Source organism: Bradyrhizobium sp. SZCCHNRI2009 (assembly GCF_032485115.1).
In the GTDB taxonomy this organism is placed as follows: Bacteria; Pseudomonadota; Alphaproteobacteria; order Rhizobiales; family Xanthobacteraceae; genus Bradyrhizobium.
On record NZ_JAUEUH010000003.1, the window covers coordinates 435,857 to 449,424 of the forward strand.

The following is a 13,568-nucleotide window of genomic DNA, read 5'->3' on the forward strand; positions in this document are numbered from 1 at the left end:
GTGAGGAGTTCGAGAGTGGCAGGGCGGCAGCGGATCGACCGCGTCAGGCGCCAATACAACCAGTGGGTCGCCAACCAGACGTTGGAGGACTATGCGCTCCGTTTCACGGCCAAGAGCGCACGGCGCTGGTCGGCCGCCCGCGTCGCCAACACCGCGCTGGGCGCGATCTCGTTCCTCGCACTCGAGGCCATCGGCGGCACCATTACGCTGAACTATGGCGTCACCAACGCGACCGCCGCGATCCTGGTCGCCAGCGTCATCATCTTCTGTTGCGGCCTGCCGATCGCCTATCATGCGGCCAAATGCGGCATCGACATCGACCTGCTGACCCGCGGCGCCGGCTTCGGCTATATCGGCTCGACCGTCACCTCGCTGATCTACGCGTCGTTCACCTTCATCTTCTTCGCCATCGAGGCGGTCATCCTGGCTTCGGCGCTGGAGATGTGCTTCGGCATTCCCCGGCCGATCGGCTATCTCATCAGCGCCGTCGTCATCATCCCGCTCGTCACCTACGGCATCACCCTGATCAGTCGCTTCCAGCTATGGACGCAACCGCTATGGGTCGTGCTGCACATCCTGCCCTTTGCCGCAATCGCCTATGCCAGCCCGCACTCCTTTGTCGAATGGCAGCAGTTTCCCGGCGAGCACGGCGATCCCATGGGCCATCTCGATCTGGCGCTGTTCGGGACCGCGGCGGCGGTCGTGTTCTCGCTGGTCGCCCAGATCGGCGAGCAGGTCGACTTCCTGCGCTTCCTGCCGCGCGACAGCCGCACATCGAAGCGCTCGTGGTGGATCGCGCTGCTGTCGGCTGGCCCCGGCTGGATCGTGCTCGGAGCACTGAAGCTGCTGGCAGGCTCGTTCCTCGCCTTTTTCGCGCTGAGCCACGGAGTCTCCGCCGACCACGCAGCCGAACCCGCGCACATGTATCTGGAGGCGTTCCGCTATGTCTTGGCCCGGCCGGACCTGGCGCTTGCGTTGACCGGCACCTTCGTGATCGTCTCTCAGATCAAGATCAACGTCACCAACGCCTATGCCGGCTCGATCGCCTGGTCGAACTTCTTCTCGCGTCTGACGCACAGCCATCCGGGGCGCGTCGTGTGGCTGGTGTTCAACGTCGTCGTCGCGCTGCTGCTGATGGAGATCGGCGTCTACAAGGCGCTGGAGCAGACGCTGGCGCTGTACTCCAACATCGCGATCTCCTGGGTCGGCGCACTAGTGGCCGACCTCGTGATCAACAAGCCGCTGGGCCTGCGCCCGCCGCAGATGGAGTTCAAGCGAGCCCATCTCTACGACATCAACCCGGTCGGTGTCGGCGCGATGACGATCGCGACGATCGTCTCGATCAGCGCCTTCTATGGCCTGTTCGGGCCGACCGGAAAGGCACTGTCGACCTTCGTCGCGCTCGGCGTCGCGCTCGTCACCGCGCCTGCGATCGCCTATCTGACCGACGGCAAATACTATCTGGCACGCAAGCCAAAGCGGAGCTGGCAGAACATCGAGCGGATCCAATGCTGCATCTGTGAGCATCAGTTCGAGCCGGAGGACACCGCCTCTTGCCCGGCCTATGCGGGTCCGATCTGCTCGCTGTGCTGCTCGCTCGACGCCCGCTGCCACGACCTGTGCAAGCCGCACGCGCGGGCACAGGCGCAGGTCGCAGCGGCGCTCAGCGGCATGCTGCCAGAGTCGTTGCTGGCCAAGATCAACTCGCAGCTCGGTCACTATGTCGGTGTATTTCTGACATCGGCCGGGCTCGTCGCACTGACGCTCGGCATGATCTATCTGGAGACCTCGGCGGCGCTCCCGGGCTTCAAGGGCATCATCTCCGACGTGCTGTGGAAGGTGTTCTTCGCCCTGTCCATCATCATCGGCGTGGTGACCTGGCTGTTCGTGCTGGCGCAGCAGAGCCGTCGCGCCGCCGAGGCCGAGACGCGCCGGCAGACGCAGCTGTTGATTCAGGAGATCGAGGCGCACAAGCGCACTGACGCCGAGCTGCAACGCGCCAAGGAGGTGGCGGAGTCGGCCAATCTCGCCAAGAGCCGCTATGTCGTCGGCCTCAGCCACGAGCTGCGCTCGCCGCTGAACGCGATCTCCGGCTATGCGCAACTGCTCGAGCAGGACACGAGCCTTGCACCGAAGCCGCGGGACCAGGTCCGCGTCGTCCGCCGCAGCGCCGATCATCTGTCCGGCCTGATCGACGGCATTCTCGATATTTCCAAGATCGAGGCCGGGCGACTTTATCTGTCGCGCGACGAGGTCCGCCTGAGCGAATTCCTCGATCAGCTCGTGGGCATGTTCCGATTGCAGGCTGCGGCGAAGGGCGTCGACTTCGTGTTCAAGCGGCCTGCCGTACTGCCGCTGGTCGTCTATGCCGACGAGAAGCGGCTGCGCCAGATCCTGATCAACCTGCTGTCGAATGCCATCAAATTCACTGGGGAAGGCAGCGTCCAGTTCGTCGTGCATTATCGGAGCCCGGTGGCCGAATTCGAGGTGATCGACACCGGTCCGGGCATCCAGCCTGACGATCTGGAGCGCATCTTCGCGCCCTTCGAGCGCGGCGCGCTCGGGGTTGCGCAGCCGCAGACAGGTACGGGGCTCGGCCTGACGATCAGCCGTCTGCTCGCCGGCGTCATGGGCGGCGACATCAAGGTCGTGAGCAAAGTCGGCGCGGGCAGCACGTTCAAGGTCAAGATCCTGCTGTCGGAGGTCACCAACCCGACACGGCATCCACCGGTGAAGGCGCCGGTGGCCGGCTATCTCGGGCCGCGCAGGACGATTCTGATCACCGACGATGATCCTGTGCATCGCGACCTCCTGCGCGAGGTGCTGACGCCGCTCGGCTTCATCCTGCTGAGCGCGCCCGACGGTCCCGCCTGCCTCGCGCTTGCACAACATTGCCAGCCGGATCTGTTCGTTCTGGACATCTCGATGCCCGGCATGGACGGCTGGACAGTGGCCGAGACCTTGCGCAACAGCGGTCATCATCAGGCCCGGATCCTGATGACATCTGCGAGCGCGCTCGAGGCGCACGGCCGGCCGTTGGCGCAACCATTTCACGACAGCTACCTGATGAAGCCGATCGACATCCCAAGGCTGCTGGAGGCGATACGTCAATTGCTGAAGCTCGAATGGAGCTACCAGACCGATATCCCCGTGGTTCCGCCACGCTGGCGGCCGGACACCGGATCCAGGCCCCCGCTCAACTATGTCGAGGAGTTGATGAGCCTCGGCCAGATCGGCTACATCAGGGCCATTCAGCTCAAGCTCGACGAGATCCGCAATGCGCATCCGGAGCATGCCGACTTCGTCGCACATATGCGCACGCTCGTTGACCGCTTCGATCTCGATCAGTACATGGCAACTCTGAAGACCTTGCATGCCTATGAGCACTGACAGCAGGAAGCGTGACGTCGCGCTGGTGGTCGACGACTCGCCAGAAACGCTTCGGCTGCTCACCGACGCGCTGGATAGCGCCGGCATGACCGTGATGGTGGCGCTCGACGGCGCGGCCGCGATGCGCATCGTCGACCAGATCACGCCGGACATCATCCTGCTCGACGCGGTCATGCCGGGCATGGACGGCTTCGAAACGTGCCGCAAGCTGAAGCGCGAGGCCGGCCTCTCCAACGTCCCCGTGATCTTCATGACCGGGCTCGCCGATACCGAGCATATCGTGAAAGGACTGGAGGCCGGCGGCGTCGATTACGTCACCAAGCCCATCGCCGTCTCGGAAATGCTGGCGCGCATCCGCGTGCATCTCGCGAACGCCCGGATGACGCAGAGCGCGCGCGCCGCACTCGATGTCTCCGGCCGCTTCCTGCTTGCCGTCAACCGTGAGGGACGGCTGATGTGGGCAACGCCGCAGGCGCAGAAGCTGCTGTCGGACAGTCTTGGCACCGCCGACGACGTCGTGCTGCCGGAGGCGCTGCGGCTGTGGCTGGATCAGGCGCAGAACGGCAAGGGCGGTGCAAAGGCCGCCGCTTCGATCCCGGATCATCCCGAACTGCGCCTCTACTATATGGGCGGAGCCGGGCCCAACGAGTTCCTGCTGCGGCTCGCCAAGGAGTCCTCCGGTGAGCTGCCCAAGGAGTTCTCCAGCGAGTTCGGTCTCACCACGCGCGAGGGCGAGGTGCTGTCATGGCTCTCCAAGGGCAAGACCAACCGCGACATCGCGCAGATCCTGGGACTGAGTCCGCGCACGGTCGACAAGCACCTCGAGCAGATCTACGCCAAGCTCGGCGTCGAGAACCGCACCGCCGCCGCGGCGGTCGCGACGGGGGTGACGCGGCGGGAGGAATGAGGCGGGCCGACCAGCGTGCCCCAACCATCACTGCCGTCCCGCGCAAGCCCTGCGGCGCGAAGCGCCGGCGGGCGCCGACCCGGGACCGATACCGCGTGATGCTGCTTGAGGCGGGACGAAAGTTGACGTTGTGCCCAACACACCTGCCGGTGGCTATGGATCCCCGCTTTCGCGGGGACGACGCCGTCTTTGGAGCGGCACACCGGCCGTCAAAAGCTCACCCATACACGAACGCCGGATCATCCAGATCGATTGCCGGGATCTGGTCCTTCTCGCTCCAATAGTCCTGGCTGTGCTGCCACTCCGGCTTATCGCCGCGCTTGGGCAGCAGGTGCATGTTGCGCATCATGTAGCCGGGGTTGAAGTTCTCCGGGTCGATCCATGGCAGCAGCGGCATGTTGTGATCCTCCGGGCGCAGCGCCGGCACGACCTTGCTCACGCCTTTTTCCTTCATGTGCGCGAGCAGGCGGCACACGAAATCCGCGACGAGGTCCGTGCGCAACGTCCAACTGGCGCGGAAATAGCCGAACACCCAGGCTAGGTTCGGCACGCCGGTGAACATCATGCCGCGATAGGTCACGGTGTCGGCGAAGTCGAGCGGCTTGCCGTCGATCGAGAATGCGATATCGCCGAGCACGCAAAGATCGAAGCCGGTCGCGGTGACGATGATGTCGGCCTTGAGCTCGTCGCCGGACTTCAGCTTGATGCCGTCTTGCGTGAACCGCTCGATCTCGTCGGTCACGACCGAAGCCTTTCCGCTCTTGATGCCTTCGAACAGGTCGGCGTCCGGTACGAAGGCGATGCGCTGCCGCCACGGACGGTAGCTCGGCGTGAAGTGCTTGGCGGTGTAGTCGGGTCCGAGGATGGCGCTGATCTGGCCGATCAGCTCCTTCTTCACCTGGTCGGGCTCGGTCAGGCAGCGCTTGGTGAACCAATCCTGTTCGAACAGGATCTTGCGCCTGACGATCTCATGGATCCATTCCTCCTTCACCTGCAGTCTCCGCAGCTCCTCGGCCAGCTCGATCGCATTGCGGCCGATGCGGAAGTAGGTCGGCGAGCGCTGCAGCATGGTCACGTGTGCGCATTGGCCCGCGATCGATGGCAGGATGGTCGCGGCGGTCGCACCGGAGCCGATGACCACGACCTGCTTGCCCGTGAGATCGAGATCCTCGGGCCACACCTGCGGATGCACGATGCGGCCCTTGAACTCCGCCATGTCCGGCCACTCCGGCGTGTAGCCCTTGGAGTGGCGGTAGTAGCCCTGGCACATCCAGAGGAAATTCGTTGTAAAGGTGGCGGGCTGCTGATCCCTGCCCTTCACCGCCTGCACCGTCCAGAGACCGGTCGCGCTCGACCAGCTCGCCGACACGATGCGGTGGCCGTAGCGAATGTGCCGGCCGAGACCGTTCTCCTCGATCACGTCGCCCATGTATTTGAGGATCTCTTCCGCGGTCGCGATCGGCGGGCCGACCCATGGCTTGAAGCTGTATCCGAACGTATGCAGGTCGCTGTCGGAGCGGATGCCGGGATAGCGGTGCGTCCGCCAGGTGCCGCCGAAGCTGTCCTGGCTCTCCAGGATCACGAAACGCTTGTCGGGCATCTGCCTGCTCAGCTGATAGGCGCTGCCGATGCCGGAGATGCCGGCGCCGACGATCAGCACGTCGAAATGTTCGGTCGCGTGCGAGGACGCGGCCTCCCGGATGGGCGCGATGACGTTCATGTGAGTCCCTGGGCTTTGGTCTTGATGGTGTTTCCTCGCGTGACAGGCTGAACCCGATCACGACGATGGTCAACCCGCGACGGCGAGCCGCAACCCAGCCCTGAACGATCTCAATTTCCGCTGAGCGGTATGCCCCATTGCCGCGCGGTCTGTGCGACCCAATCGCGATATAGCGTCAGCGGCGTGACGCCGGTCATGCCGCCGCAGCCGGCGCCGAGATTCGGTCCGGTCGACCATGAGATGACGCCGATCAGCACCTGACCCTGCGGCTGCGTCTCGAACGCAGGGCCGCCGGAGTCGCCGGTGCATCCGCCCAGTCCGGACCGCGCGCCTTGCGTCGCCGGATCGACCAGCCGGATCTGCAACGTGCCTGGCTTGCCCGTCGCAACCAACGCAGCCCCACGCACCACGCCGCCGCTCTTGCCGTCGCCGGGAATCGCGACGCCGATCCCTGCGACCGTGAACGCGTTGCCGGCGGCAAGCGGCGGCTGCGGCACGCCGAGCGCCACCGGCACGCGCGCCTCCGCGGGCGCCTCCAATTCCAGCAGCGCGACATCAGCGGTGGCGCGATGCGCCAGGATGGCCTGCACGCTGAAGCTCGGATGCACCGCCACCCGCCGGACCGTCTTGAGAACCGGCTTGCGGTCACGATCGTATTCCACGATGCGGTAATCGAGCCCCGGCGGCACGCAATGCCCGGCGGTCAGCACCAGCTTCGGAGCAATCAGCGCGCCGCTGCAAAAATTGCCGCGCGAGCCGACGATCGTGACCACGGAGCGGCCGATGCCGTCATTCAGCGCCGGCGCGTTGCCGACGATGGCGAGGATTGGCGATGGCGCCAGCAGGACGGCGGCTGCAATGATTGCGTGAGACGGCTTCATCGCGGCAGCAATAGCGGCTGCCGCCGAGGTCGCCAAGTGCGGCGTCCCGTGCTAGCGATCATCAAGGGATCGAGGGAGGACGGGGACTGACATGGTCGAGGCGGTGATCTTTGATTTCGGTGGCGTGATGACGACATCGCCGTTCGAGGCATTCGCGCGGTTCGAGAAGGAGCGCGGCTATCCCGGCGACATCATCCGCAACACCAATGCTGCCAACCATCTCGAGAACGCCTGGGCGAAATTCGAGCGCGCCGAAATCGACCTCGAGACGTTTGACAGGTTGTTCGCCGAGGAGTCGCTGGCACTCGGTGGCGCAGCGGTCAGCGGGCGCGAGGTGCTGCCGCTGCTCGCCGGCGATCTCCGGCCCGACATGGTCGAGGCGCTCCGACGCATCAAGACGGAATGCAAGACCGGCTGCATCACCAACAATCTCCCGGCGAACGCAACCGGCAGCCAGGGCGGCCGCTCGTTGTACGTCGCGGAGGTGATGGTGCTGTTCGATCACGTGATCGAATCGGCCAAGATCGGGCTGCGCAAGCCCGATCCCCGGATCTACCAGATGATGACCGAGACGCTCGGAGTCAGCCCCGCGGACTGCGTCTACCTCGACGATCTCGGCATCAACCTGAAGCCGGCGCGCGAGATGGGCATGACCACGATCAAGGTCGTCAGCGCATCGCAGGCGATCGCGGAGCTGGAAGCGGCGACGGGATTGAGCCTGCGCTGATCATCATTGCGCGGCGAACTTGCGCCGAAGCAATCCAGAGGCTTCGTGGGATTCTTGATTGCGTCGCTGCGCTCGCAACGACGCTGATCTCAATAGTTCGTCTGTTTGGCCCGCTCCGGAAAAGCCGCCGCCAGTGCTGCGCCGTCGGCCCGCAGCACGCCACGCTCGGTGATCAGCCCGCTCACCAGCCGGGCCGGGGTGACGTCGAAGCCGTAGTTCGCGACTGGCGATCCCGGCGGCACGATGCGCACGGTCTCGATGCGGCCGTCGGCGGTGCGGCCGGTCATCTCGGTCACCTCCTGCGCACTGCGCTGTTCGATCGGGATCTGCCGTCCCTCGGCAACGGCAAAGTCGATCGTGGGCGACGGCAGCGCGACATAGAACGGCACACCATTGTCATGCGCGGCCAGCGCCTTCAGATAGGTGCCGATCTTGTTGCAGACGTCGCCATTGGCGGCGACGCGGTCGGTGCCGACGATGGCGAGATCGACCATCCCATGCTGCATGAGATGGCCGCCGGTGTTGTCCGGGATGACGGTATGCGCCACGCCGTGATGCCCGAGTTCCCAGGCAGTCAGCGAGGCGCCCTGATTGCGCGGCCGGGTCTCGTCGACCCAGACATGGATCGGAATGTCGCGATCGTGCGCGAGATAGATCGGCGCGGTCGCCGTGCCCCAATCAACGGTCGCAAGCCAGCCGGCATTGCAGTGGGTCAGCACGTTCACGACTTCGCCCGGCTTCTTGCGCGCCGCGGCCGCCTCGATCAGCGCGAAGCCGTGCGCGGCGATGCCCTGGTTGATCGTGACGTCCTCGCCGGCAATGTCGACGGCGCGGGAATAGGCCGCATCGCGACGCTCCGACGGCGCCAGCCGGCGCAGCATGGTGCTCATCGTGTCGAGCGCCCATTTCAGGTTGATCGCCGTCGGCCGCGTCGCGATCAGCATCTCGTAGGCGCGGTCGATGCCGGGATCGGAGCGGTCGTCGCGCATCGCCAGCGCCATGCCGAACGCGGCGGTAGCGCCGATGAGCGGCGCACCGCGGACCAGCATGCCGCGGATCGCGTCAGCGGCCTCCTCGCATGTCGTGATCTTCGCCATCACGAACTCGTGCGGCAATCGGCGCTGATCGATCGCGCAGACCGACCAGCCGTCGGAGTCGAGCCAGATGCTGCGATAGTGCCGGCCGTCCACCTTCATGTTCGATCCCCCTCAGCCGCGCAAGATACGGCCTGCGACCGCATCGAGCTTCTTCAGAAGCTCGGGATCGCGCGCCTCCGGCGCAGTGATCAAGGCTGTGTCGAGCGCACGGTCGGAGCCGATCGGGCACGGTTCGTGCTCGCGCGGAAACTCGCGGGCGAGCCGCGCCACCAGTGATTTCGCCTTGTCGGCGTTGGTGGTGAGCACGCGAATGATATCCTGCACGGTGACGGCGTCATGATCCGGATGCCAGCAGTCGAAGTCGGTCACCATCGCGACCGTCGCGTAGCAGATCTCGGCCTCGCGGGCGAGCTTCGCCTCCGGCATGTTGGTCATGCCGATGACCGAATAGCCTGACGCCTTGTAGGTCATGCTCTCGGCATAGGTCGAGAATTGCGGCCCCTCCATGCAGACATAGGTGCCGCCGCGCACGATCGCGATGCCTTCCGCCTCGGCCGCCGCCGCCAGATGAATGCGCAACCGCGGCGAAACCGGATGCGCCATCGACACGTGGGCGACGCACCCCTTGCCGAAAAACGAGCTCTCGCGCTTGTAGGTGCGATCGACGAACTGATCGACCAGCACGAAGGTGCCCGGCGGGAGCTCTTCCTTGAACGAGCCGCAGGCCGACAGCGACACCAGGTCGGTGACGCCAGCGCGCTTCAGCACGTCGATGTTGGCGCGATAATTGATATCGGAGGGAGACAGCCGGTGTCCCTTGTCATGGCGCGGCAGGAACACGATCGGCAGGCCCGCGATCGTCCCCCGGCGTACCGGCGCCGACGGCTCACCCCAGGGGCTCGCGATCACCTCTTCGCGGGCATCTTCCAGTCCCGGCAGATCATAGATGCCTGAGCCGCCGATAATGCCAAGCACAGCCTTCGTCATGACGTCCCCATCTCCAACCGAGACGAGAATGCCAGCTTTGCGACGAATTGAAAACAGCGACGCGGTGATCCGTGGGGCGTGGCAACTGGATCAGGCAGCCTTGGCTGCCGCCAGCTGACCGCTCACCAGACGCTCCAGCGTGGCGACAGACTGGAAGTTCTCCGGCGTGATCAGCTCCTGCGGAATGGTGAAATCGAACTCCGCCTCAAGCGCCAGCATCAGGTTGACCATGTCCATGGACGTCAGCCCGATGTCGACGAGCTTTGCATCCGCCGTCACGTCGGCGGCCGTGGCGTTCTGCGCGAGGATATCGCGCACGAGCGCCACGATCCTGTGACTGACATCGACATCGAAACTCGGCATGGGGACCTCTTCACTCGCGGCTTGTTCGGGCACGTCGGATCTGATCGACGCTCGCGCAGGGAGATAATGCAATTCGGCGTCGAAAGAGTTACGCCGCAGCCCGTTCCAAGTCTGAACTCGTCTTAACGCTAACGGCTTGGTCCAGAATTCTCGGACCAAAACAACCAGGAATTAACCCCCACCCGTCGATGGCGCGGCGTTTACCCTGAATTTCGTCGACGTATTTGAATCAAATCCATACCCTGCGTGCAGCCCAAAGAAGGCGCAGTGCATCTGTCCTGATCTTGCGAGGACGCACGTGCCGATCTCTCAACGAGACAAAATCCGGAGTATCGATCGGTCATGACTCTCCAGGGAACCGCGCTTCGAAACCCGATCCCCGACGATGGCGAGAGCCTCCTGCTCGATCGCAGCGACATGTTCCTGCAGCGGACCGCCGCTGTTGCCGCGCAGGCCGCCGCGGAAGCCGACGAGGTCGACCGTGACGGCCGCTTCCCGAAGGCAGCAATCGAAGCGTCACGCGAGCACAAGCTGCTCGGGATGCAGATTCCGGTCGAGTTCGGTGGCTTCGGTGCCTCGATTCACGACATTGCCGATGCCTGCTATGCGCTCGGCCGCGCCTGCGCCTCCAGCGCCATGATCTTCGCCATGCACCAGACCAAGGTCGCCTGCCTGGTGCGTCACGGCCGCGGCAGCGCCTACATGGAATCCCTGATGCGCCGTATCGCATCCGAGCAGCTGCTGATGGCCTCGTCCACCACCGAGGGACAGAACGGCGGCAACATCCGCGCAAGCGCTGCGGCCGTCGGCCACGAGAATGGCCGCATCTCGCTGAAGCGCGACGCCACGGTCATCTCCTATGGCGCGGAAGCCGATGGCCTCGTCACGATTGCACGGCGCGCCGACGGCGCCGCCGCCTCCGATCAGGTGCTGCTGGCGCTGACCAGGGACGACTACACGATCTCGCGCACCCTTGGCTGGGAAACGCTGGGCATGCGCGGCACCTGCTCAACAGGATTCGCGCTCGAGGTGAGTTGTCCCTCCGACCGCATGTTCACCGAGCCCTATGAGCGCATCCACGGCCAGACGATGACGCCGTTCGCACATCTGTGCTGGTCGTCGGCCTGGGCCGGCATCGCTGCGGCTGCCGTGGAGCGCGCTCAGCGCTTCCTGCGCAAGGCCGCACGCGGCGCCGGCGGACAGATGCCGCCGGCAGCTGCGCATTACACCGCGGCGAAGATGGCGCTGGCCCGGCTGCGCGCAATGATCGTCACCAACATGGATGCCTTCGTCGCCCATGAGTATGACGAGCGGGCGCTGGGTTCGCTCGACTTCCAGTCCTCCATCACGCTATTGAAGGTGCAGGCCTCTGAACTTGCCGTCGAGACCGTGATGCATGCCATGCGCGCCTGCGGTCTCTCGGGCTATCGCAACGACGGCGAGTTCTCGATCGGCCGCCACCTGCGCGACGTTCTGTCGGCGCCGATCATGATCAACAACGACCGTATTCTCGCAAACATTGCCACGGCCAACTTGATGAGCACGGTACCGACTTCGCTCCATGAATGATCGCGCCGATTGCAGCCATTGCCTCGACCCAGGATTTGCACAATGACGATTCCCGTTCTCCCGCAGTCGCCCGAGATTGCACCCCAGCCGGCCGACGCGCTCGATCATCTGACCGGCGCGCTGTTCCATCGCATGGGCGCGGATGGCGTCTATGCGCGGACCGCGCTGTATGAAGGCGTGGTGGAGCGGCTCGCGACGCTCATCACGCGGCATCGCGAGCCCGGCACGGAGGTCATGCGCTTTCCGCCCGTCATGAGCCGCGCCCAGCTCGAAAAGTCGGGCTATCTCAAGAGTTTCCCCAACCTGCTCGGCTGCGTCTGCGGCCTGCACGGCACCGAGCGGGACATCCATGAAGCCGTGGCACGGTTCGACAAGGGCGGCGACTGGACCACCTCATTGTCACCAGCCGACCTCGTGCTGTCGCCCGCGGCCTGCTATCCGGTCTATCCGATCGCGGCGAGCCGCGGCGCGCTGCCGGTCGGCGGCCTGCGCTTCGACGTCGCGGCCGATTGCTTCCGCCGCGAGCCGTCGCGTCATCTCGACCGCCTGCAGTCGTTCCGGATGCGCGAATATGTCTGTATCGGCACGCCCGACGACGTCTCGGCATTCCGCGACCGCTGGATGGTAAAGGCACAGGCGATTGCGCGCGATCTCGGCCTGTCGTTCCGCGTCGATCACGCCAGCGACCCGTTCTTCGGCCGCGTCGGCCAGATGAAGGCGGTCAGCCAGAAGCAGCAGGCGCTGAAATTCGAGCTGCTGGTGCCGTTGCGCTCGGAGGAGCAGCCCACCGCCTGCATGAGCTTCAACTATCATCGCGAGCATTTCGGCACCACCTGGGGCATCGACGATGCCGACGGTGCGCCGGCGCACACCGGTTGCGTGGCCTTCGGCATGGACCGCCTGGCAGTCGCGCTGTTCCACACCCACGGCATCGATCCGACGCGCTGGCCGTCGCGCGTGCGGGAAGCGCTGCAATTCGAGCGCCAGGCAAGCACCGTCGGCTGACGCCACCAAGCCGCCGGCGAGGGATCGGCAGACCATCTCATGAGCGCGCTCCAGCCACCGATCCGGTGCCGCGAGATCGGAGCCTCCGATCTGGACGCGGTCGCCGATCTCTTGGCGCGCGGCTTTCCCCGGCGCCCCCGCCGCTATTGGTCGAGCGGCCTGCAGCGACAGGCCGCGCGCCCGACGCCCGAGGGCTATCCACGCTACGGCTACCTGCTCGAGCAGGGCGGCAATGCGGTCGGCGTCCTGCTGCTGATCTACAGCAATCGAGGCACACCAGCGCAGCCCCGGATCTGGTGCAATCTCTCGAGCTGGTATGTCGAGCCGGCGTTCCGCAACTACGCGACGATGCTCACCGCGATCGCCCAGCGGCGGCCCGAGGTCACCTACGTCAACATCAGCGCCGCGCGCCGGACCTGGCCGATCATCGAGGCTCAGGGGTTTCGTGCCTATTGTCGCGGCCTGTTGTTTTCCATTCCGGTACTCTCGGCTGCGGGCCAGGGCGCTCGAGTCCAACAGGTCGCGGCAGATGCGCACGCTGTAGACGGCATTCCATCCGACGAAGCGGATCTGCTGATCCGCCACGCCGGCCATGGCTGTCTCAGCATCGTGGTCAGGTCGAAGCAGAGCAGCATTCCCCTGGTGCTGCAGCAGGCGCGCATCCGGCAAGGACGGTTCGCACTGCCCGCCATGCAGCTGATCTATTGCCGCGACATCTCAGACTATGTCGCCTGCGCCGGCGCCGTCGGCCGTTTCCTGCTGCTGCGGGGCCGCGTGTCCGTCATCGTCGACGCCAACGGACCGGTCGCCGGGCTGTACGGCGTCTACACCGAACGCCGCGGCCGCAAGTACATCAAGGGGCCGCAGCCGGCGCGGCTCGGCGATCTCAGCGACACCGAGCTTCCGATCTACGGGTCCTGAC

At 65.3% G+C, this 13,568-nt stretch carries 11 protein-coding genes; 6 read left to right on the top strand and 5 right to left on the bottom strand.

Annotation, left to right across the window (positions count from 1 at the left end):
• Positions 1–15: 15 nt before the first annotated feature.
• Both QX041_RS13930 and QX041_RS13935 read left to right on the top strand, forming a co-directional pair.
• A complete protein-coding gene (locus tag QX041_RS13930) occupies positions 16–3,390 on the top strand; it encodes an ATP-binding protein (protein WP_316165668.1) in 3,375 nt (1,124 codons plus the stop codon).
• Positions 3,380–4,297 carry a response regulator transcription factor gene (locus tag QX041_RS13935; protein WP_316165820.1) on the top strand — a complete coding sequence of 306 codons (918 nt, stop codon included), beginning with the start codon at positions 3,380–3,382 and terminating at the stop codon, positions 4,295–4,297. Before QX041_RS13930 ends, QX041_RS13935 begins: the two co-directional genes overlap by 11 nt.
• Positions 4,298–4,514: 217 nt before the next feature.
• Here QX041_RS13935 and QX041_RS13940 read toward each other — a convergent pair whose 3' ends face one another.
• Entirely contained in the window at positions 4,515–6,017 is a 1,503-nt protein-coding gene (locus QX041_RS13940; RefSeq protein WP_316165670.1) for an NAD(P)/FAD-dependent oxidoreductase, read from the bottom strand.
• A 110-nt stretch (positions 6,018–6,127) separates the two neighbouring features.
• Positions 6,128–6,898: a S1 family peptidase gene (locus QX041_RS13945; protein WP_410051871.1), complete on the bottom strand. Its 771-nt coding sequence runs from the start codon at positions 6,896–6,898 to the stop codon at positions 6,128–6,130.
• 91 nt (positions 6,899–6,989) lie between these two features.
• Here QX041_RS13945 and QX041_RS13950 point away from each other — a divergent pair, with 91 nt between their 5' ends.
• Positions 6,990–7,625 (top strand): HAD-IA family hydrolase, encoded by a 636-nt coding sequence (locus QX041_RS13950; RefSeq protein ID WP_316165673.1) that lies wholly within the window; start codon positions 6,990–6,992, stop codon positions 7,623–7,625.
• Positions 7,626–7,714: 89 nt separating this feature from the next.
• On the opposite strand, the gene mtnA is transcribed toward QX041_RS13950, so the two are convergent.
• The 3 genes from mtnA to QX041_RS13965 all read right to left on the bottom strand — a co-directional run bounded on the left by mtnA (position 7,715) and on the right by QX041_RS13965 (position 10,072).
• On the bottom strand, positions 7,715–8,821 hold the full coding sequence (gene mtnA / locus QX041_RS13955; protein WP_316165675.1) for an S-methyl-5-thioribose-1-phosphate isomerase: 1,107 nt from the start codon (positions 8,819–8,821) through the stop codon (positions 7,715–7,717).
• Between the two features lie 12 nt (positions 8,822–8,833).
• The gene (locus tag QX041_RS13960; RefSeq protein ID WP_316165677.1) at positions 8,834–9,709 is read right to left on the bottom strand and encodes an S-methyl-5'-thioadenosine phosphorylase; all 876 of its coding nucleotides are present in this window, start codon (positions 9,707–9,709) and stop codon (positions 8,834–8,836) included.
• 90 nt (positions 9,710–9,799) lie between these two features.
• A complete protein-coding gene (locus QX041_RS13965) occupies positions 9,800–10,072 on the bottom strand; it encodes a phosphopantetheine-binding protein (RefSeq protein ID WP_315717167.1) in 273 nt (90 codons plus the stop codon).
• A gap of 417 nt (positions 10,073–10,489) precedes the next feature.
• Between QX041_RS13965 and QX041_RS13970 the strand changes: the two genes are divergently transcribed.
• From QX041_RS13970 to QX041_RS13980, 3 genes are read left to right on the top strand one after another with little or no spacing between them, the layout of a single operon-like run.
• A complete protein-coding gene (locus tag QX041_RS13970; protein WP_409977914.1) occupies positions 10,490–11,641 on the top strand; it encodes an acyl-CoA dehydrogenase family protein in 1,152 nt (383 codons plus the stop codon).
• Positions 11,642–11,683: 42 nt separating this feature from the next.
• The gene (locus QX041_RS13975) at positions 11,684–12,646 is read left to right on the top strand and encodes an amino acid--[acyl-carrier-protein] ligase (RefSeq protein WP_315717036.1); all 963 of its coding nucleotides are present in this window, start codon (positions 11,684–11,686) and stop codon (positions 12,644–12,646) included.
• Between the two features lie 39 nt (positions 12,647–12,685).
• On the top strand, positions 12,686–13,567 hold the full coding sequence (locus QX041_RS13980; protein WP_315717035.1) for an acyl-CoA acyltransferase: 882 nt from the start codon (positions 12,686–12,688) through the stop codon (positions 13,565–13,567).
• Position 13,568: the final 1 nt, after the last annotated feature.